We start from the raw sequence: 18,015 nt of genomic DNA, 5'->3' as shown, positions 1-18,015 counted from the left end.
TTGCTGCCTACCGGCCGCACGGCGTTTCCCCAATCATTGCGTTGACCTGCTGTTTCGACCCTACAGAGTTTGTCAGAACGGTTGTACAGCGCTCATAGGGCAGATAAGTTCTTGGAGGCATGAGGCCCGCAACGAACCCGTATGCGCTACTGCTCCGCTCATGGGAACTGTCGCTCCGGTCGAACAACCGGTCACCCGAGACCATCCGGTCTTACCTCCGTTCCGCGAATCTGTTTGCTGACTATCTCACTGATCCCCCGCCACCCGCCGAGGACTCAGGGGTTGATCCGGTGCCGGCGGTCGACGACGTCCTCGACATCAAGCGTGCACACGTGCAGGCCTTCGTCGTCCACGAGATCGCCCGCACCTCGGCCAGCTCGGCGCGGTCCCGCTTCCTCGGCGTACAGCAGTGGCTGAAGTGGCTCGTCGTCGAGGAGGAGATCGACCGGTCCCCCGCCGAGGGTCTCTCGGCACCACAGGTCGAGGAACCCGAGGTGCCGATTCTCACCACCGACCAGCTGCAGACCCTGCTGAAGAGTGTGCAGGGCCGAGAGTTCGCCGAGGTCCGCGACCGCGCCATGATCCTCCTGTGGCTCGACTCGGGCGTCCGACTGTCCGAGGTGGTTGACCGCACCCTTGAAGACGTAGATCTCGACATGCAGGTTCTGCACGTCATGGGTAAAGGATCGCGCGGCCGGGCCGTTCCGTACGGCACCAAAACCGCGCAGGCTGTCGACCGGTACCTGAGAGCGCGGGCGCGGCACCCGTACGGCAAGACCGTCGAGCACCTATGGATCGGGCAGAAGACCAAGAAGCGGCTCACCGTGTCCGGGGCGGGCAAGCTGCTGGCCCGACGGTCCGAGGCCGCGGGCCTCGGCAGGATCCACCCGCATCAGTTCCGGCACACGTTCGCGCACATGTGGCTGGCGGCCGGCGGGAACGAGACCGACCTCATGCGGATCACGGGATGGAAGTCGCGCAGCATGGTGGACAGGTACGCCCGCTCGGCGGGTGCCGAGCGGGCGCGCGAGCAGCACAGGAAGCTAAGCCCCGGAGACCGGCTCTAGGCAGGGGGTGGCCGGTCCGGGTGTCCGGATCAGGGGCAGTCAGTGTGGGAGCGGGCGGTTTCACCGGGCGGCGCGCCGTCGCCGATCCGGTGGCCGCCTGCGTCGTTCCGTGTCCACCGGCCGCTTTGGACAGCCTCCTCGATGACGTCCTGTAGACCGGTGAGAATCTCCTCCGCGGGGCGGCTCATGTCGATGCCGAGCACGACCGCCTCCCTGCTGTCATAGAGCGCAACGGGGCACAACCCGCCCAGGTCGACGGCCTGAACGCTTATGCGCGGTGCGTCTGTCACCCGACCCCCATTCCCGTACGTGCGCAGGCGAAAGCTGTCGCACGCGCGTTCGATTGCACGAGGTCAGATCACTCTACGCGCAGGGACACACCTATGTGGTCACCAAAACGAGTGAAGATGAAACCTTTTCAGCCAAGGGGTAACTGTTCGGCCACTCAGTTGCGGGAGCCATCTCCCCGGCGAGCGCGCTCGATGAACGCGCGCACCTCGGGCAGGTCATCCGCGGTGGCACCCGGAGTGTGCGCGACCCGGACGACCGCGTCGTCGTCTCCGGGCTCGATGCCGAACGGGTCATCCACGACGACCCCGACATACTGCTCCATCACCGCGGCCTGCACGGTGGCGAGCGGCATGCCGAGGCCGGCAGCAATGGAGCGCACAATGCTCGGGTTGATCTTGATGCGGTGACCCTGCACGAGGTTTCCCACGGTGCTCTTGCTGAGGGTGCTACCTGTCTCGGGGTCGACAGCTGCGAGGGCGAACGCTCGGATCGTGAGCGCTCGCCCCTCGCCCACGTGCGCTTGCACGAGGCGCGTCAACGCGTCGCTCTGATCCGGCATATCTGGGCCCTTTCGTATCCAACTGTCCACGCTGCACCCGGCGAAACAGGCCAAACGTCCCTGTCGGGCACGGGTAAGGCAACCCTGCCCCGTGGACAGCCATTGTCCACGACCCTGGACAGGATGGGCCACCGGGCCCCCGGTAATTGGCGGGTTGTTTGCCAGGGACCCCCGAACGGACCCTGTCCAGAAAGCTGGACAAGCGCTGTACTAAGTGCCATGCTCGACCTGTCCAGAAACGTGGACACGACGGGAGAGAAGTGGCTACACGCATGCGCCTGCACGACGGTGACCTGCTCCGACGGCTGATCGACGACCACCGCGAAGGCGAGCCCGGATCCATACGGGAACTCGCCGCGGCGGCCGGGCTGAGCAAGTCGAAAGTCCAAGCCCTCGTGGACGAGGTCCGGCCAACGGTCACCGACATCGAGGCCCGCGCTGTGGCCGGCTGCTTCGGCCTGCACTGCCGAGCGCTGTTCTCCCCCGATGTCCATGTCCATGGACATGGACGCCCCACCGTCACAGCGCCCCGAAAGGACGCAGATGGATACCGAGCTCACCCCCGAGGAGCGAACACTGCGGGCCCGTATGGCCGTGCAGACCAGTTGGGCGAACACGCTCGACCCGGCGAGCAGGACGGCCAAGGCCCGAGCCGCGGCAGCCGGCCGCTTTGAGAAGCAGGCCCGCGAGATGCACCCCGACGCCACGGACGAGCAGATCACCCGCGTCGCCGAGCACCTACGGAAAGCCCACTTCACCGCGCTCGCCCTCAAGTCGGCCAAGTCCCGGCGAATGAAGTCGGCGAAGAGGCCCGCCAAGGCTGCCGCCTGACACAGCAAAACGGGGCCGCCCGGACGGTCAGGTCCGAGGGCCCCTCGGCACTCCTCAACCCGAACCCGAATCGAGGACACCGTGAACCACAACACTACCGAACCAGCCAACAGCCCCGGGGGACTCACCCGCTGGGAAAAGGGCTCCGTCCGCCGCATCGTCCGCGAGGCGCTCATCGAGCACGCCGATGGCCGGGACCTGCAACTCACCATCGCCGACGTGGACGGGCTTTCCCGCGCCGCAGTCGGAGCGATCACCACCCGTGACATTGTCGTCCCCCCGTCCACTCTGTACGTCACCCCGATGCAGCGCGAATGCCTCCTCGGCATCGCCCTCGGAGAGACAGCGAAAGAGACCGGGCGCCGGCTGCACGTCACCGAGAACACGATCAAGACGCATCGACAGAAGCTGTTCGCCCGGATCAAGGTCAAGACGTCCGGGCAAGCCGTGACCAAAGGTCTCGCCCTCGGGATCATCAGCCTGCGCAGCGGCCAGGCGGGTGTGTGATGACGCACCGCTCGCCCAGCCCCGCCGAGGTCCGCGCCATCCGCGCGGGAAACGCCGCGCTCCTCAACTCCCGTGACGCGTCCGTCGACATCGTCGCCACGATCGTGTTCGCGCTCGGCGCGGCCGGGCTGCTCGCTGACGTGGCCGCGACCTCCCGCGAGGACACGTACACCTCCCCGCTGCACCACAACTACCGGGTTCCGCATGACCTGCAGCTCCCCCCCGAGGTGGCGCCATGAGCGCGCTCTCTGCAACCGTCACGCGGCTGGCCCACCAGGTGCTCGACCTCACGGTCCTGCCCGCTCCGCCCGCCTACCCGACCGGGGAAACCCTGCGGCCCCTGCTCACCGGGGACTCAGTACGCGACCTGCACGCCGCGTTCCAGCTCCACGACGACGGGAAGGCGCGGCAGATCGCCTATGACCACGCGGTCCGGGCCGGCGAGTTGCAGCGCAACGGGGCCCACCCGTTCGACGTGTTCCGCGCGCTGGCCCGCGCCGAGGGCGCCGCTCCCGAGGACACCCGCCCCTGGCATGCGGTCCGGCTCGACGCGTACACCGAGGCTCTGGGCATCCGCGGCTGGTACCGGCGCACCGACTTCCGCGGGCACCACGGAATCGTCGCCGACATCCTGCGCCTGCCCGCCGATGGAGACCACGGCCGCCACTACGTCACCCGTGACTTCGCGCCCCGCCCGCCGCTCACGCACAGCGTGGTCGACCGGGACAGCGGGCGCACCGTCTACCGCGCCATCTCGGGTGGCATCGCCCGGCAATGGCTCGAAGCCAAGGAGGCCTCGTCATGACGCGCCCCCCGCTCGTCGGATCCGCTCTGTGGAACACGGTCATGGCCAACGCGGGCCATCGCTCCCAGTGCGAAGGCGCCTGCGGGTCGAAGCACGACCCGGACCGGCTGCGCCGGCAGGGACGCTGCCTCAACTCGAACGGGGACACCGTCAGCAAGCGCCGCCACGGGGGGCGTGACGGTGTCGTGCGGCTGATCGCAATGCCGCGCAACCCGGAGACCGAGGGCGACTTCGTCACCGCGGCCCAGCTGCCGGCCGAGCGGCTCACCGCGATGTGCCCCCAGTGCTACGACGCGGTACGTCGCGCCATCAAAGCAGCCGCGGCCAAGAACGCCCCGGCCATGGACGACCTCTTCGACACGACCGCATACCGCGTCGGCACCGCGGGAGGTGAACGGCTGTGAGCGCCCTCGACGAACTCGCCGCGACCACAGACCTCGGCCCGGCAAGGATCCGCGCGCTGCGCGTCCTGGTCGCCCACCGCGGGGGGAAGTGGACGCCGCGGCGCGTGCGCCGCGACTACATCGCCCTCGGCATCGACGCGCCGAAGCTGCGCACCGCACGCCGCGACCTCGCCCAACTCGCCCGCGAAGGCGCCCTCGACCTGCACGACGAGGACCCGGGCTTCCACTACTACACGCGTAAGGAGCAGAGCGCATGAGCACGAGCGAGCGGCTGAAAGCCATGGTCCGCACGGACCGAGGCAGCGTGACGGTCTGGTCCCCGGACGAGGTGCGCGACGCCCTCGACGCCCACCGTGCCGAGGCGCGCGCCGAGATCCTCGGCGACGAACTCAACCCGTCCAGCCTGGCCCTCGACGCAGAGGCATACCGGTATCTCGTCGATGCGATCGAGCGAACCATGACCGACCCGAACCGGTGGGATGGCGACGACGACGCGGGCACGATCCTCGCTCGGTACGTCGAGTGGCTGGCCGCCGAGCGCGCGAAGGTCCGCGCCGAGGTGCTGCTCGAGGTCGCCGACGAGCTGGAGAGCATCAACTTCCACCCGAAGGCGACCGCCCGGTGCGGGTCCCTCTGCCGCCAGCTCGCTGGCAGGTTCCGCCGCAGCGCCGAGGCCACCCAGTGATCGCCACGGGTAGCGACGACATCGGGGCACAGCTGGCCGAGCGTGTCGGTGGGCTCATCATCGACGCGGCCAACAACGCGCCCCGAAGCCTGCAGAAGCGCATCGGACCGTCCGAAGTCGGCGACCCGTGCGAGCGGAAACTCTCGTACAAGCTGCTCGACTGGCCCGAGGTCGGTGGCGAACACGACCCGATCGCCTCGGTCCTCGGCACCGGGTTCCACGCGTGGATGGAAGAGGCGTTCACCGCGAGGCAGACCATGCTCGCCGACGGGGTCACCCCCCGGTACAAGGTCGAAGAACGCGTCACCGTGCGGCAGGGCTTCACCGAGGCGGCGACCCTCGCCGGGTCGTCAGACCTGTACGACCGGGCCACCGGGACCGTTTACGACTGGAAGCTGGTCGGGACCTCCACCCTGGACAAGTACCGCCGCGGCGGCCCCGGGGACCAGTACCGCAAGCAGGCCCACCTGTACGGGCTCGGCCAGGAGAACGCAGGCGAGCAGCCGCAACGCGTCGCCATCGTGTTTGTCGGGCGGTACCACGAGCTGCGCGTCCACGTGTGGACCGAGGCATACGACCGACAGGTCGCCCTCGACGCGGTTGCCCGACTGGATCGCATCCGGCAGCAGGTGCTCGACCTCGACCCGGAATCCCACCCGGAGAACTGGGCCGCCATCCCCACGGACCCGGCCGCAAAGTGCCGGTTCTGCCCGTGGCTCAACCCCGGAAGCACCGACCTCAGCGCCGGCTGCCCCGGGGTCACCAACACCCGCCCGGGCGCCTCACTCGAAGCGCTCATCGCCTGACACCCAGGAGCAACCAGCAATGACTACCCCTCAGCAGCCGTACCAGGCGCCGAACGCGGACGACTTCCTCATGGGCGGCGGCGGTGCACCCAGCGCCGCATTCCCCAGCATCGGCACCACCGTGGCCGGGTGCATCACCGAGAAGCCCACGGTTGAGCAGCAGCGCGACATGTCCACCGGGGACAAGAAGTTCTGGAACGACGGAAACCCGATGATGCAACTCGTCGTCACCGTGCAGACCGAGCAGCGCGACCCGTCGGTCGAGGACGACGACGGGAGGCGGCGCATCTTCGTCAAAGGCGCCATGAAGAACGCCATCGCCGACGCGGTCCGCACCGCCGGGGCGAAGGGTCTCGAAATCGGCGGCACGCTCACCGTGACGTTCACCCACGAACTTCCGCCGAAGCAGCGCGGATGGAGCCCGCCGAAGCAGTACGCGGCCCAGTACGTGCCCGCGGCGCAGGCCGAACTCATGGCCCCGGTCCCCGGGCTCACCCCGCAGCAGGCGCAGGCCGCACAGCAGAACCCGGCCACCGCGGCGCTCTACCAGCAGCAGCAGGCCCAGCAGGCTGCAGCAGCTGCGTCCCCGCCGCCCTTCTAGCCCCGCCCCCTCCAGCGCCGTCCGCGGGTGCGTGCCATCCACGCCGCCGCACCCGCGGACGGACCAACTCGCCTCGGCCCCATGGCGTGACGCCGCAGGGATCGAATCCCGCCCGAGGCACCCCACCGAACGACCGCACCGACGTACAAGGGAGCCCACGTTGAGCGACACCATGATCCGCGAGACACCGGTCGACGGTGCTCTGTGGCTCGTGCGCCACGGGTTCGCGGTATTCCCCGTGGACCACCCGGGGCTTGAGCAGTGCGCCGGCATCGGCCGCGGACACGACCCGGCGACGTGCACCGACCGCGGGAAGCACCCGTCGGTGACGTTCACGACCCGGCACGTCAGGGATGAGGAGCTGGTGCGCCAGCACTTCGGCCTCGAACGCCACCCGCGCAACGTCGGCATCTTCGTCGGAGGGTGCACCGGCCCCGATGGCGAGCAGCTCCTCGTCGTCGACAGCGACCGAGTGGGCGCCCTCGAGGACGCGGCGGCTGCCCTCGGGCACGAGCACACCCCGACGATGCGTGTCACCACCGCGAAGGGGTACCACGACTACTACTGGGCGCCGCCCGGGGTGAAGCTCGGCAACCGGCTCGGTGCACTGCAGGGCAAGTTCGACGGGGACGTCCGTGCAGGCAACGCGTACGTCATCGGCCCGGGGAGCGTCCACGCAAGCGGCGTCCTCTACACCCTGGCCGACGCGAACCAGCCTCCGGTCGCGGCGCCCGAGTGGCTGCTCACCGCGCTGACGACGAAGCCGGTAGCGGCAGCCACCCCGGCGGCCATCGGCCCGGCCATTCCGACGGACCGGCTCGACCGGTACACCCGCCGCGTCGTCGAGGATGAATGCCAGGCCATCACCCGGGCGCCCGAGGGCGACCAGAACAACACGATCAATACGAGTGCGTTCAACCTGGGGACCCTCGTCGGCGCGGGCGCCATCTCCGAGGGCGAAGCGCGTGAGCACCTGCTCGCTGCGGCCCGCGCCGGCGGGCACCCCGAGGGGCGGGCCATCGGAACCATCCTGTCCGGGCTCACCGCGGGCATCGCCCAGCCGCGCACCCCGTGGCCACCCGTGGCCAGGGAGCGCAACGACTTCACCGCGCTCGTCCCCCAGCAGCCGCAGGCATCGCGCCCGGCCTGGCTGGCCCCGAGCGAGGCACCCGCAGTGCTGCCCGTACCAATGCCCGCGAGGGACTGGGACGACATCGGGAACGCGCAACGCGTCGTCGACCGGTACGGCACCGAGGTCCGGTGGATCACCGACACCGAACAGTGGGCCACCTACGACGGGGGGCGCTGGTCATTCAAGGGCGCCAATACCGCGGTGTGGACCCGGGTCGTGTCCACGATCAACCGGCTGCGCGACGAAGAGGACAACTACAGCGACACGCCGCCGATCTTCGGCCCCGGGGACAAGCCCACCAAGGACGAACTGCTCTCCCCTCGGGAACGGTTCGACAAATGGTCCCGGCAGCAGCGCATGCGCCCGAAGCTGGCCGCGGCCCGCGAGATCCTGCAGGCCCATCCCGCGCTGCACGTACACATGGACCACTTCGACCGGCCCGAGATGCTGCTCAACGTGGCCAACGGGATCGTCGACCTGACCACCGGGGAGCTGCTCGCGCACGACCGCGGCCTCTACCTCATGCAGCAGTCCCCCATCAACTACCACCCCGGGGCACGGGCCCCCATGTGGGAGGACTTCCTTGCCTCGGTCATGCCCGACGAGGAGCGGCAGGCGTACCTGGCCCGCGTCGTCGGATACACCCTCACCGGGTCGACGCAAGAGCAGGCCATGTTCATCCATCACGGGGACGGCCAGAACGGCAAAGGCGTGTTCATGCGCGTGCTCATGGCCCTGCTCGGCGACTACGCGCAGTCCGTACCGAGGTCCACCCTGCTCGCCAAGCAGAGTGAAGGCATCCCCAACGACGTGGCCCGCATGGTCGGTAAGCGGCTCCTCGCCACGACCGAGACCTCGGCCGGCAAGCGCCTCGACGACGAGTTGGTCAAGCAGCTCACCGGAGAGGACACGATGTCGGCGCGGTTCATGCGCGCCGAGTATTTCGACTTCCGCCCCGTCGGCAAGATTCACCTGGCGACGAACTACCTGCCCAACGTCGGCGGGGGGCACGGTATCGCCCGCCGGCTGCAGGACATCGGGTGGGACGTCACCGTCCCGCCGGCCAAGAGGATCCCCAAACTCGACGAGAAGATCATGGCGCGCGAGGCCGCTGGGGTCCTCAACTGGGCCATCGCCGGATGCATCGAATGGCAGAAGCGCGGCCTCGACGTGCCCGCCGCGGTGCAGGAGAAGACCCGCGAGCACCTGGCCAACTCGGATCCGCTCGTCATGTGGATGGAAGAGGAGACCAGCGAGGCCCCCGGGCGTCTTGCCGAGACCCGCCAGCTGTACGCGAATTACAAGCTCTGGTCGGAGACCTCGGGCATGCGGCCCATGTCGTTGAAGGCGTTCTCGCTGGCCATGCAGGAGCGGGATTACCCCCAGTCGAAGGACGGGCGAACCCGGCGGTCGATGACGACGGGCCTGCGGCTCAACACCATCAACCCTGCGTGGGGTGACCAGTCATGACTCTGCGTTGCGAAGGGGTTGCGAAGGGGTTTGCGAAGGGGTTGTCGAAGGGTTTGACCTGCAAGTCGAAGGGATCGAAGGGGTTTGTAGGGGGTTACGCATACAAGCAGCACTCTCTGAATGCCCATTGCTTCGTAACGCATAAGGGGAACCAACCCCCTCGACACCCCTTCGACCCCTTCGAAGCCCTGGTCAACCCCTACGCACACCCCTTCGCAAACCCCTTCGCAACCCCTTCGTACATGGTGCGAGGTGCCCGATGAGCCTCCACCCGGGCATAGCGAAGCGACTCGAAGCCTCGGCCGACCATGCGAAGCCAGGCACCTGCCGCGGCTGCGGCAACAAGGTGCTCCGCGCCCGGGCCGGCCGGGTCGCCGCACTCGACGTGATCGCCGACCCGGGGGTGCTCGACCTGGCCGAGGAGATCCGCGCCCGACTGGATGGCCGGCTCACCTGGCGACTGATCACCGGGGCGCTCGGCATCCAGCGCATCGCCTGGCGCGACCCGCTCTTCCCCACCACCGACCACGTGATCGCCGATCACCGATGTGAAGGAGCGTCATGAACCTTTCCCTGCCCCCGAGGACCCCGGGGCGGCCGCGACTGCTCGACCTGTGCTGCAAGCAGGGCGGGGCCAGCAAGGGCTACCACAACGCCGGATTCGACGTGATCGGTGTCGACCGCGAGCCGCAGCCCCGCTACCCGTACCGGTTCATCCAGGCCGATTTGCGCGACCTCGACCCGGAGTGGATCGCCGAGAACTTCGACGCGGCCGCCGGCTCCCCCCCGTGCTGGGCACACTCCGACCTTGCGCACCGCACCGGGCGCGAATACGAGGACTTCATCCCCGAGACCCGGGCGCTCCTCGTCGCCACCGGGCTGCCCTACGTGATCGAGAACGTCGAGGGGGCACCGCTGAAGGATCCGATAGTGCTGTGCGGAACGATGTTCGACGGGCTGCGGGTGTCTCGCCACCGTCTCTTCGAGTCGAACATCCCACTGACCGTGCCGCGGCCCTGCCCGAAGAGGCACCCGCTCCACTACACGCTCGACAAGCGCAAGGCCCACTATGGCCAGCTCGACGAGTGGACCGACTTCGTCATGGTCACCGGGGGCGGGAACTGCTCTCGCGCTGCGGCCAGCGCCGCCATGGGTGGCCTCGACTGGATGACGAAAGACGGGATGAACCAGTCCGTTCCGCCCGCGTACACCGAGTGGATCGGCCGGCAGCTCCTCGCGCACCTGGCGGTGGCAGCATGACCGAGCAGCCCCGCAGCTTCACCATCGCGCTCCCCCGGGGGATGCGACTGCTGAACGCGAACCAGCGCGTGCACTACCGGGTGCGGAGCGAGCTGACCGAGCGGATCCGCGCCGCCGCGATGATGGCCTGCTCCGAGGACGACGTGATGCGTCCCGCGCTCGTCCTCGCCGGGGACCAGCCCCTGCTGCGGCACGCCTACATCCTCGGAGTGCTCCATCCTCCGTCGCGGCGCCGCGCCGACCCGGCGAACTGGTACCCGAGTTTCAAAGCAGCTGTCGACGGGCTGGTCGACGCGGGCGTGTTCGAGGACGACGACCACACCCGGGTCATCGGCCCGGACATGCGCATAGGCCCCGTGGTCCACGGGGGCCAGATCGCTTTGCACATCCAGGAGCTGACCGCGGTTCAGCACGCGGCGTTCCGCTGGGCAGGAAAGGCAGCAGCGTCATGATCACCCCGAATCTCCGTGTCCCCGACACCCTGGCCCGCCCCGACCGGTGGCGCGACCAGGCCGAGTGCGCCAAGCCCTACGTCGACCCGGAGGAGATGTTCCCCAAGATGGCGAACGCCCTCGGGGCCCGTGAGGCCCGTGACATCTGCCGGCGCTGCCCGGTGGCGGTCGAGTGCCTCGTCTCCATCATGCGCATCGAGGCGGGCAGCCGCTCGTGCCGCAGTGGCGTGTTCGCAGGCACGAGCACTCAGCAGCGGCAGCGGCTGTATCAGGAGCTGCAGCGCACCGGGGAGCCGCTGCGGCCCGCGGTGCAGCGTCTCGTCGCACGCGTGCTGGCCCGCCCGCGGACGCTGCGATCCGTGTTCGAGGAGCGGACCCTGCCGGGCCCGGACGGGCATGTCGCGTGGACCGCGAGGCGCCTGCAGGTGAGGTTCCAGGACCGCTCGTACACAGCTATGCAGATGGCGTTCATCCTCGGGCACGGGCGCGAACCACAGGGCACGATCCGTGCCGCGTGCGGGCGCATCGGGTGTGTCGCATGGCGACACCTTGCCGACGAGCCGATGCGCCGCGGGCGCACCACTGGCGCGCACCAGCACACCACGAAGGGTGCCCCGTCATGATCGAACACATCTCGCCGACTCTGCTCCTGCTCGCCGTGTTCGCCGTGTTCGCCGTCCTCGTCGCCCTCGTGTTCACCGCACTCGGGCACTGGCAGGGCCGAGGGCGGCGCCACGGGGCCACCAGGCCGCACAGCGCCCGCGTGGGCACCGCGCAGCAGGACGAGGCCGCTATCGCCCAGTTCGCCAAGTTCCGGGCCGCGTTCGACCGGATGGACACGGAGCAGCGCCATGGCTGACCGCCTCGGCCCCATCGACTACGCCCGCCAGGCCGCCGCGCAGCGCGAGCAGCGGCCCCCGGGCCGGCACACCGCGGACACGATCACAGACGACGACTTGGACCGGCTGTACGAGCGGCTGGCCAAGGCCGAGGCTGCCATCGACCGTGTCCGCGTCGTCGCCGACCGGTGGCAGCGCAATGGCACGCCCGACCTGAATCGATACGCCCGCATCATCCTCGCCGCGCTCGACGACCCCACCACTGCCTGACCCACCCGCAAGGAGAGCTGTTCATGCTTCCCGCCGCTGCTGCCGATCTTCGCTCCATCGCTGTCACGTGGCCGCTGCTCACCGAGGCACTCGCCACACCCACCACCCGGACCTGGCCCCCGGCGGGCCGCATGGCCGACCATCTCGCCGACCTCGACCAGCTGGACGTGCCGCAGCGTCGCGCCCGTGACGGGTCCGGCACCGGGGAGACCCCGGCCCCGCTGTCCCTGCATGTCCTCGACACGATGCAGGCGGTGCAGGCGGCCCTCGTCGACTGTGCCGACTTGATGGCCAGGGCGAACCAGCGCTCGGCGATACAGCCGGCCCCGCTGAATCGGCGCACCCGGGTCGACGCACGCGTCTGGTCCCCAGCGGATCGTGTGCGCCGAGACAGGCTCGCCGCGGCCGACGCGGTCGACCCGCAGCGGTGGCGTTTCCACGGGCACCGCACCGCCGTGTACGCCGCGCTGTGGCTGTGCGCCCGTGTCGAGGGCATCCGCGGGCCCGTGACCCCGTTCAACGAGGCACAGCGCCTCTACGTGGCCCGCGTGGCCGCGTTCTCGCTGGAGCGGATAGAGCAGGCGCTGCAACTGGCCCGGGTGTGCCGCATGCTGGACGAGGTGTGCGTCTGTGGTGAGCAGCTCACCATCTCCGGTGGCGACGGGGCGGCGCCCGCGGTGCGCTGCCCCGGGTGCGGTCGGACCGTCACGGCGCAGCTCGCCGCGTAGTAGGGGACACTTGCCTAGGACAGGGTGTCCCAGTAGGCTGGTGGGCGTGCCAACCACCAATTGGCGCGAGCGCGTTGATGCCGAGACACGGCTGCAGCGCGAGTTGCAAGCGGAGATCACAGCAAGCGCCCGAAGACGAGCGGCAGCGTTCGCCGAAGGCGTCTTGGAACTCGGCAGCAAATCGACTGTCGCCCGAGAAATCGGGATCGACGTCCGCGCAGTAAGAAGAGCGATCAACGAGTACGGACCATCGGCGACTGCACCGCCGACCAGCTCGACAACCACATAAGGCCCGGCCGGAAGGCGGGCCGCCCCCGGGGCTGGCGACTGCACCGCCGCCCGGGGACCACCACTTCCCACAAACGAGATTGGCCCTCGTCATGGACAGGAAGAACAGTAGCGCGCCTGCATGCGCGCAGATGAACCACGCCCGGGCGCAGGACGCCCGCGATTACGCCGAGGCCGAAGCCCTGCGCCGGGCCCAGTCCAACCGCGACGACGCGAACGTGCGCGGCCCGCAGGCGGGTGGCCGGCGATGACCACCAGCACCGCGCATCTCACCCGGGGACAGTCCCTGATCCTCGCCGCCGCGACCCTGCCCATGATCGGCGCAGGCGTGGCCGGCGGATGGGGCACCTACACCAACATCGTGACCGAGTTCGGCCGGGCCGCCACCGCGCTCGGCGTTGTCGCCGCGGGCGAAGGCGTAACCCTCGTACTCGCCCTCGTCATGGTCGGTCTGACCATGCTCGGCCAGGCTGCGCCCGCCCCGGTCCGCATCGGCCTGTGGCTGGCCCCGATCGCCGCAGCCGTGACAGGCCTCGTTGTCGCCGACGACGCCACCGAGGCTGTCGTCTACGCCATGACCCCGATGGCCATGTCCGCATCGGCCGAAGGGCTCGGCCTGCTTGCCCGCCGCATCGTCGTCCACCGCACCGGGGTCGACATGGAAGCGCAGCGCCGCAACGCCGAGACCGTTCAGCGCCTGGCCTACCACCGGGCGCGTGCAGCGAACCATCCCAGCACCCGGGCCCGCAGGCGCTCCGAGCGTGCCTCGTGGCGCCTGGCCCGCCGGGTCGGGCTCGGGGACACGCCACTCGGCGCGCAGCTCGTCGAGGTACAGCGCACCCGGCTGCGCGATGGCGCGGATGCGGCGCTGCTGGACATGCTCACCGTGGCACCCGTTACCGAACTGGACCCGCCCGCCCCGGTGGCTGTACCCGCGGCGCTGCCCATGCCCGAGCCTGTACCCGCAGGGGTACGGCTGCTGCCGCTCGTGGCCCGACCGAAGGCGCTCCCGGTGGCCGCGGCGGCACGCCGCCGACCCCCGTCGGTACGGGCGAAGTACGTACCCGAGACCGAGGAGATCGCCGACCCCGATCCGCTCATCGCCGAGTCGCGTCACTTCTTCGCCGACGTACTCGCCAGCGGCGACGCACCCGGAGTGCGCGTACTCCGCTCCCGGCACGGCATCGGCCAGGCCCGCGCGCAGCGCATCCGCGACGCACTGAAGGAAGTGCTGTGAGCGACCTGGAGAAGGCTGCCCGTGACGCGGTCGACGCAGCGGACAACACCCAGCAGCTGGCGCTCATCGCAGCCTTCCTGCAGGCGCAGCAGCTCACCCAGCAGCAGGGCTGCCAGCACCCCCCGCCAGCGCCCGTCCAGCAGGCCAGTAACGGCAAGTGGGTGGCGCTCGCCATCTCCGGCCCGTTCCTCATGGTCACCCTCGCCATCAGCGTCATGGCGTTCGCCATCTCCGCGGTGGCTCTGACGATCTGCGTTCTCGTTCTCCGCTCGATGTGGGTGGACATCCAGAAGGGCAAGAAGCGATGAGCCGTAACCCGAACGAGCCGAAGCTGACCGCGGGCGAGAAGGCGCAAGTTGCCTGGTACGTGGCGCGGATGGCGAAGCGCGGCATCGCCGGCGAGCAGGTCTATCTCGGCGACCTGCAGCGCAAGGTTGACCGGATCGTCGAGAAGGCTGCCAAGCGCGGCGAGCAGGGCAAGTAGCTACGCCGCGGGGCGGCCGTACCCGGGCAAGGTACCCGGCCGCCCCGCGTACCCCTATCCCTCCGAAAAGAGGCAGGAGACCACCAGCATGACGGACACACTCACCGGACCGCCGCCGCTGAACGGGCACACGGTCGACCGGGTACGCCTGTACCCGCAGCCCGAGCCGCCCGTACCCGAGGCCCCGCCTGCTGCGAGTACAGGTGTACCCGCAGCGGTCGAGGCGGTTGACCGTCCGGACAACCCGCTCGCCGACTGGCTTACCGTGCCGGACGTACCCGTACTGCCCGCGTGGGCCCGCTCGCGCGCCTCGATCGTCGCCAATACGCAGGCGCTCGGCCGGCTCACCTGGTGGCACTCCCGCTATCACGGGGTGCGCACCCCGAAGTACCTCGTAAAGACGGTGCTGCTCGCTGCACGCGGCTTCTATCGGGCGAGTGTGGGCCTGTGGCCGACGCTGTCCGCGCAGGACCACAGCGCGGCCGTCAAAGCGCTACGGGCACAGAGCGAGGCCCGACCCGAGGATGTCGAGCTCGCTACGCGGCTGCAGATGGCGCACGCAGCCCGTACCCGCAGCCGGCGCTGGCGGTTCGGTACCGCAGCTGTCGCTGTGACCGCTGCCGCCGTAGGCATCGCACTCGCCGACCCGCTGCTGCAGACGGGCATCGGTGGCGCTGTGACAGTGCCGCTCGCGTACCTCGGGCGCGGCAAGGAGACGCGCCTGCTCGACCAGGCCGCGCCGCCGCTGCGGGTGGACATGTCCGCGCAGCAGCTCAACGAGGCGCTGCGAGCCGCTGGCCTCCTGAAAAGCGGCCGGGCCGGCGACGACGAGAAGGACTGGCCGCGGGTGTCTTGCACGATGGGCCCGGTACGTGACGGCCGCGGCTGGGCTGTGATCTTCGACCTGCCCCGGGGCGGGGGGAAGACAGCATCCGACGTGCTCGCGAAGCGCGAAGTCATCGCGCAGGAGCTCGGCGTTGACGAGATTCAGGTCATCATGGCCCGCGTTCGTGCAGCTCACGGGGGGAATGCGGGCCGCGTCAGCATGTGGGTGGCGGACGACGACCCGTACCTCGGCACGCCGAACCCGAGCCCGCTGGCGAAGGCCGAGACGTTCAGCGTGTGGGACCCGATCCCGTTCGGGCAGGACGCGCGCGGCAACCGCATCGAGGTCCCGATCATGTGGCAGTCGATGTTCTTCGGTGGCCTGCCCCGCAGGGGTAAGACGTTTACGCAGCGGCTGATGACCGCGGCTGGGCTGCTCGATGCCTACGTGCGGCACTACATCGCCGATGGCAAGGGTGGCGCCGACTGGATGCCCATGCGGGCCGTGGCTCACCGCCTGGTCATGGGCGCCGAGGACGACGCGATCGAGGCACTCAAAGCAATGCTGCAGGAGCTGCTGCGCGAGATGGAGCGCCGTTTCGCGCTGCTGCGGGAACTCCCGACGAGCATCTGCCCCGAGGGCAAACTCACCCCGGAGATCGTGCGCAAGTACAACCTGCCCGTGATCTTCGTGACCATCGATGAGCTGCAGGAATACTTCACCGCGATGGAGAAGGACGACCGAGACGAGGTGATCAACAACCTGTGCCGGATCGCCCGCCGCGGGCCGGCCGCGGGATTCGTCTCCAACTACGCATCCCAGCGCCCGGACGCCGAGTCCGTCCCGCCGAAGCTGCGGGAGATCATCACCATCCGCTACAGCACACAGGTCGTCGACCGCATCAGCAGCGACATGGTGCTGGGCAAGGGCAAGGCAGCGCAGGGCGCCGACGCGTCCGTGCTGTCCGAAGACCACGTGGGTACGGGAGTGCTGGTCACCGGGCCTGCATCGCACGTCACCGTACGGGCCGACTACCTGGACGGGACCGGGTTCACCCAGCTGTGCCAGAAGGGCCGTCAGCTGCGCATAGCTGCAGGCCAGCTCACGGGGGACGCGGCCGGCGACGTCACCGCGGCTGCGGACGCGCAGGGCATCACCGTGCCCGCGATCGTCTCCGACGTCCTCGAGGTCATGCGCCACAGCGTGCGCATGTTCACCACCGACCTGCTCAATGGGCTGGTGAACATCGACGAGGACACTTACGGCGACTGGAACGCGGAGCAGCTGGCCAGGGAGCTCGAGGCCGCCGGGGTGAAGCGGACCAGCAAGCAGGTGAAGATCAACGGCACGAACGCGGCCGGGTACCAGCGCCGGGACATCGAGGCCGCGGTGCCCGCAGAGATCCTGCTCGGGTAGAGGGGGCCGCTCTACCAACCCGCTGGGGACGGGCCTGCGTTACACAGGTCCGTCCCCTTCCTGGTGGGTGCCCAGAGTAGAGGGGGCTCTTTACCCCGGTAGCGGGGATGGTCATGGGCGCCGACCTGCAGGGTAAGGCAGGTAGAGGGATCCCGGCCCCGCCGTCAGTTCCCCGTGCCACACTGGGAGTTGCGCCCCGGGTAATGCCCGGGCCAGCGCCCGCACTTGAGGGGAGCACCCCAGTGATCCAGCCTCGCCCAGTCACCCTCGTCGCCGCCACCCTCGCCGCCCTGGTCGCCCTCTTCGTCGCTCTCGGAGTCGTCCAGCGCGACGCCACCCCGACGGGCGTACCGTCCAGCAGCGTCACCGACACGCACACCACGTGGGTCACGGGCGAGAGCGGCAGCCCGAGGGCGCCGAGCAGGTAAGCACGCTGCACCTGGTTGCGGATCTGTCGCGGATGCCGCATCCTGGCCTCACGTCCGTTGTGCCCGGACACAACAGCCCCGCCAGAGCGCGGGGCTTCGTCATGTCCCCAGGGGGTGAGGCGCCATGGCCGGCCGCGCCGACCTGACCGAGTACGGGTACCGCAAGGCCCGAGCCCGCTTCCTCGCCGAGTCAGACGTCTGCCACATCTGCGGCCACCCCGCGGCCGACGTCATCGACCACCTCATCCCGGTGAGCAAGGGCGGCGCTGTGAAGGACCCCGACAACTGGGCGCCGGCGCACGGGGTGCGTGGCTGCCCCACGTGCGGGCGCAAGTGCAACGGGGAGAAGGGCGACCGGCCCGCCAGCGCAGTCACCCGCCTGGTCACCTCCCGCGACTGGTACGCAGGGCCCTGATCTGAATCACAAGGCATAAGCCCAGGTCATAGGCTTGACGATCTTGATTGATCTGATCGATCCGGCCGGATCAGCTTGATCGTTTTTAGGGTTGATCCACTTCCCAGCCCCGCGCCCAACTCTTTTTTTTCTCCCCCCGGGCCCGATGCCAGGGGGATGATCATGGACACAGGGCACTGACCTGCACTGACGCACTCGGAGCCGCACCCGGCGG

General features: G+C 69.4%; 26 protein-coding genes. 24 read left to right on the top strand and 2 right to left on the bottom strand.

The features are described 5' to 3' along the window. The first annotated feature begins 290 nt into the window (after positions 1 to 290). Positions 291 to 1,067 carry a tyrosine-type recombinase/integrase gene (locus ABZ208_RS35550; RefSeq protein WP_356913577.1) on the top strand — a complete coding sequence of 259 codons (777 nt, stop codon included), beginning with the start codon at positions 291 to 293 and terminating at the stop codon, positions 1,065 to 1,067. A 29-nt stretch (positions 1,068 to 1,096) separates the two neighbouring features. On the opposite strand, the gene ABZ208_RS35545 is transcribed toward ABZ208_RS35550, so the two are convergent. Continuing rightward, a complete protein-coding gene (locus ABZ208_RS35545) occupies positions 1,097 to 1,357 on the bottom strand; it encodes a hypothetical protein (RefSeq protein ID WP_356913576.1) in 261 nt (86 codons plus the stop codon). Between the two features lie 155 nt (positions 1,358 to 1,512). Beyond that, positions 1,513 to 1,917 (bottom strand): hypothetical protein, encoded by a 405-nt coding sequence (locus ABZ208_RS35540; RefSeq protein WP_356913575.1) that lies wholly within the window; start codon positions 1,915 to 1,917, stop codon positions 1,513 to 1,515. A gap of 543 nt (positions 1,918 to 2,460) precedes the next feature. On the opposite strand from ABZ208_RS35540, the gene ABZ208_RS35535 reads away from it, so the two are divergent. From ABZ208_RS35535 to ABZ208_RS35425, 23 genes are all read left to right on the top strand, one after another. Further along, entirely contained in the window at positions 2,461 to 2,748 is a 288-nt protein-coding gene (locus ABZ208_RS35535) for a hypothetical protein (protein ID WP_356913574.1), read from the top strand. Positions 2,749 to 2,829: 81 nt separating this feature from the next. Continuing rightward, entirely contained in the window at positions 2,830 to 3,255 is a 426-nt protein-coding gene (locus tag ABZ208_RS35530) for a helix-turn-helix transcriptional regulator (RefSeq protein WP_356913573.1), read from the top strand. Further along, a complete protein-coding gene (locus tag ABZ208_RS35525) occupies positions 3,255 to 3,494 on the top strand; it encodes a hypothetical protein (protein ID WP_356913572.1) in 240 nt (79 codons plus the stop codon). The genes ABZ208_RS35530 and ABZ208_RS35525 overlap by 1 nt, the downstream gene beginning before the upstream one ends. After that, on the top strand, positions 3,491 to 4,060 hold the full coding sequence (locus ABZ208_RS35520; protein ID WP_356913571.1) for a hypothetical protein: 570 nt from the start codon (positions 3,491 to 3,493) through the stop codon (positions 4,058 to 4,060). The genes ABZ208_RS35525 and ABZ208_RS35520 overlap by 4 nt, the downstream gene beginning before the upstream one ends. Further along, positions 4,057 to 4,464 carry a hypothetical protein gene (locus ABZ208_RS35515; protein ID WP_356913570.1) on the top strand — a complete coding sequence of 136 codons (408 nt, stop codon included), beginning with the start codon at positions 4,057 to 4,059 and terminating at the stop codon, positions 4,462 to 4,464. Before ABZ208_RS35520 ends, ABZ208_RS35515 begins: the two co-directional genes overlap by 4 nt. Beyond that, positions 4,461 to 4,721, top strand: a complete 261-nt coding sequence (locus tag ABZ208_RS35510) for a hypothetical protein (RefSeq protein WP_356913569.1) — start codon at positions 4,461 to 4,463, stop codon at positions 4,719 to 4,721. The genes ABZ208_RS35515 and ABZ208_RS35510 overlap by 4 nt, the downstream gene beginning before the upstream one ends. Then, on the top strand, positions 4,718 to 5,149 hold the full coding sequence (locus ABZ208_RS35505) for a hypothetical protein (RefSeq protein ID WP_356913568.1): 432 nt from the start codon (positions 4,718 to 4,720) through the stop codon (positions 5,147 to 5,149). Before ABZ208_RS35510 ends, ABZ208_RS35505 begins: the two co-directional genes overlap by 4 nt. After that, on the top strand, positions 5,146 to 5,955 hold the full coding sequence (locus ABZ208_RS35500; protein ID WP_356913567.1) for a PD-(D/E)XK nuclease family protein: 810 nt from the start codon (positions 5,146 to 5,148) through the stop codon (positions 5,953 to 5,955). The genes ABZ208_RS35505 and ABZ208_RS35500 overlap by 4 nt, the downstream gene beginning before the upstream one ends. Before the next feature lie 19 nt (positions 5,956 to 5,974). After that, positions 5,975 to 6,556, top strand: coding sequence for a hypothetical protein (locus ABZ208_RS35495; protein ID WP_356913566.1), 582 nt, complete (start codon positions 5,975 to 5,977; stop codon positions 6,554 to 6,556). A gap of 160 nt (positions 6,557 to 6,716) precedes the next feature. Then, the gene (locus ABZ208_RS35490) at positions 6,717 to 9,158 is read left to right on the top strand and encodes a phage/plasmid primase, P4 family (RefSeq protein ID WP_356913565.1); all 2,442 of its coding nucleotides are present in this window, start codon (positions 6,717 to 6,719) and stop codon (positions 9,156 to 9,158) included. Positions 9,159 to 9,417: 259 nt separating this feature from the next. Then, a complete protein-coding gene (locus ABZ208_RS35485; RefSeq protein ID WP_356913564.1) occupies positions 9,418 to 9,723 on the top strand; it encodes a hypothetical protein in 306 nt (101 codons plus the stop codon). Further along, on the top strand, positions 9,720 to 10,418 hold the full coding sequence (locus tag ABZ208_RS35480; protein WP_356913563.1) for an SAM-dependent methyltransferase: 699 nt from the start codon (positions 9,720 to 9,722) through the stop codon (positions 10,416 to 10,418). The genes ABZ208_RS35485 and ABZ208_RS35480 overlap by 4 nt, the downstream gene beginning before the upstream one ends. Further along, positions 10,415 to 10,870: a hypothetical protein gene (locus ABZ208_RS35475; protein ID WP_356913562.1), complete on the top strand. Its 456-nt coding sequence runs from the start codon at positions 10,415 to 10,417 to the stop codon at positions 10,868 to 10,870. Before ABZ208_RS35480 ends, ABZ208_RS35475 begins: the two co-directional genes overlap by 4 nt. Continuing rightward, positions 10,867 to 11,493: a WhiB family transcriptional regulator gene (locus ABZ208_RS35470; RefSeq protein WP_356913561.1), complete on the top strand. Its 627-nt coding sequence runs from the start codon at positions 10,867 to 10,869 to the stop codon at positions 11,491 to 11,493. The genes ABZ208_RS35475 and ABZ208_RS35470 overlap by 4 nt, the downstream gene beginning before the upstream one ends. Beyond that, positions 11,490 to 11,729, top strand: a complete 240-nt coding sequence (locus ABZ208_RS35465; RefSeq protein ID WP_356913560.1) for a hypothetical protein — start codon at positions 11,490 to 11,492, stop codon at positions 11,727 to 11,729. The genes ABZ208_RS35470 and ABZ208_RS35465 overlap by 4 nt, the downstream gene beginning before the upstream one ends. Beyond that, positions 11,722 to 11,979 (top strand): hypothetical protein, encoded by a 258-nt coding sequence (locus ABZ208_RS35460; protein ID WP_356913559.1) that lies wholly within the window; start codon positions 11,722 to 11,724, stop codon positions 11,977 to 11,979. Before ABZ208_RS35465 ends, ABZ208_RS35460 begins: the two co-directional genes overlap by 8 nt. A 23-nt stretch (positions 11,980 to 12,002) precedes the next feature. Further along, positions 12,003 to 12,707: a hypothetical protein gene (locus ABZ208_RS35455; RefSeq protein WP_356913558.1), complete on the top strand. Its 705-nt coding sequence runs from the start codon at positions 12,003 to 12,005 to the stop codon at positions 12,705 to 12,707. A gap of 535 nt (positions 12,708 to 13,242) precedes the next feature. After that, complete coding sequence (locus tag ABZ208_RS35450) at positions 13,243 to 14,232, top strand: conjugal transfer protein (protein WP_356913557.1); 990 nt, start codon at positions 13,243 to 13,245, stop codon at positions 14,230 to 14,232. Then, on the top strand, positions 14,229 to 14,540 hold the full coding sequence (locus ABZ208_RS35445) for a hypothetical protein (protein WP_356913556.1): 312 nt from the start codon (positions 14,229 to 14,231) through the stop codon (positions 14,538 to 14,540). The genes ABZ208_RS35450 and ABZ208_RS35445 overlap by 4 nt, the downstream gene beginning before the upstream one ends. Next, on the top strand, positions 14,537 to 14,716 hold the full coding sequence (locus ABZ208_RS35440; RefSeq protein WP_356913555.1) for a DUF6257 family protein: 180 nt from the start codon (positions 14,537 to 14,539) through the stop codon (positions 14,714 to 14,716). The genes ABZ208_RS35445 and ABZ208_RS35440 overlap by 4 nt, the downstream gene beginning before the upstream one ends. An 88-nt stretch (positions 14,717 to 14,804) precedes the next feature. Continuing rightward, positions 14,805 to 16,958, top strand: coding sequence for an FtsK/SpoIIIE domain-containing protein (locus ABZ208_RS35435; RefSeq protein WP_356913554.1), 2,154 nt, complete (start codon positions 14,805 to 14,807; stop codon positions 16,956 to 16,958). A 242-nt stretch (positions 16,959 to 17,200) separates the two neighbouring features. Next, positions 17,201 to 17,386, top strand: coding sequence for a hypothetical protein (locus ABZ208_RS35430; protein WP_356913552.1), 186 nt, complete (start codon positions 17,201 to 17,203; stop codon positions 17,384 to 17,386). Positions 17,387 to 17,510: 124 nt separating this feature from the next. Beyond that, positions 17,511 to 17,801, top strand: coding sequence for an HNH endonuclease (locus tag ABZ208_RS35425; RefSeq protein WP_356913551.1), 291 nt, complete (start codon positions 17,511 to 17,513; stop codon positions 17,799 to 17,801). Positions 17,802 to 18,015: the final 214 nt, after the last annotated feature.

The sequence above is a fragment of the Streptomyces sp. NPDC006208 genome (assembly GCF_040613775.1).
Taxonomy (GTDB): domain Bacteria; phylum Actinomycetota; class Actinomycetes; order Streptomycetales; family Streptomycetaceae; genus Streptomyces.
Note: the sequence above shows the minus strand (reverse complement) of the source record. Positions and strands in the feature narration are given on the sequence as shown.

What these genes read in the sequence shown, in the direction of transcription:
- ABZ208_RS35495 (WP_356913566.1), top strand. Translation starts at nt 5,975, where the DNA reads ATGACTACCCCTCAGCAGCCGTACCAGGCGCCGAACGCGGACGACTTC.
- ABZ208_RS35425 (WP_356913551.1), top strand. Translation starts at nt 17,511, where the DNA reads ATGGCCGGCCGCGCCGACCTGACCGAGTACGGGTACCGCAAGGCCCGA.
- ABZ208_RS35470 (WP_356913561.1), top strand. Translation starts at nt 10,867, where the DNA reads ATGATCACCCCGAATCTCCGTGTCCCCGACACCCTGGCCCGCCCCGAC.
- ABZ208_RS35465 (WP_356913560.1), top strand. Translation starts at nt 11,490, where the DNA reads ATGATCGAACACATCTCGCCGACTCTGCTCCTGCTCGCCGTGTTCGCC.
- ABZ208_RS35440 (WP_356913555.1), top strand. Translation starts at nt 14,537, where the DNA reads ATGAGCCGTAACCCGAACGAGCCGAAGCTGACCGCGGGCGAGAAGGCG.
- ABZ208_RS35485 (WP_356913564.1), top strand. Translation starts at nt 9,418, where the DNA reads ATGAGCCTCCACCCGGGCATAGCGAAGCGACTCGAAGCCTCGGCCGAC.
- ABZ208_RS35515 (WP_356913570.1), top strand. Translation starts at nt 4,057, where the DNA reads ATGACGCGCCCCCCGCTCGTCGGATCCGCTCTGTGGAACACGGTCATG.
- ABZ208_RS35475 (WP_356913562.1), top strand. Translation starts at nt 10,415, where the DNA reads ATGACCGAGCAGCCCCGCAGCTTCACCATCGCGCTCCCCCGGGGGATG.
- ABZ208_RS35460 (WP_356913559.1), top strand. Translation starts at nt 11,722, where the DNA reads ATGGCTGACCGCCTCGGCCCCATCGACTACGCCCGCCAGGCCGCCGCG.
- ABZ208_RS35450 (WP_356913557.1), top strand. Translation starts at nt 13,243, where the DNA reads ATGACCACCAGCACCGCGCATCTCACCCGGGGACAGTCCCTGATCCTC.
- ABZ208_RS35480 (WP_356913563.1), top strand. Translation starts at nt 9,720, where the DNA reads ATGAACCTTTCCCTGCCCCCGAGGACCCCGGGGCGGCCGCGACTGCTC.
- ABZ208_RS35505 (WP_356913568.1), top strand. Translation starts at nt 4,718, where the DNA reads ATGAGCACGAGCGAGCGGCTGAAAGCCATGGTCCGCACGGACCGAGGC.
- ABZ208_RS35435 (WP_356913554.1), top strand. Translation starts at nt 14,805, where the DNA reads ATGACGGACACACTCACCGGACCGCCGCCGCTGAACGGGCACACGGTC.
- ABZ208_RS35520 (WP_356913571.1), top strand. Translation starts at nt 3,491, where the DNA reads ATGAGCGCGCTCTCTGCAACCGTCACGCGGCTGGCCCACCAGGTGCTC.
- ABZ208_RS35525 (WP_356913572.1), top strand. Translation starts at nt 3,255, where the DNA reads ATGACGCACCGCTCGCCCAGCCCCGCCGAGGTCCGCGCCATCCGCGCG.
- ABZ208_RS35455 (WP_356913558.1), top strand. Translation starts at nt 12,003, where the DNA reads ATGCTTCCCGCCGCTGCTGCCGATCTTCGCTCCATCGCTGTCACGTGG.
- ABZ208_RS35540 (WP_356913575.1), bottom strand. Translation starts at nt 1,917, where the DNA reads ATGCCGGATCAGAGCGACGCGTTGACGCGCCTCGTGCAAGCGCACGTG.
- ABZ208_RS35535 (WP_356913574.1), top strand. Translation starts at nt 2,461, where the DNA reads ATGGATACCGAGCTCACCCCCGAGGAGCGAACACTGCGGGCCCGTATG.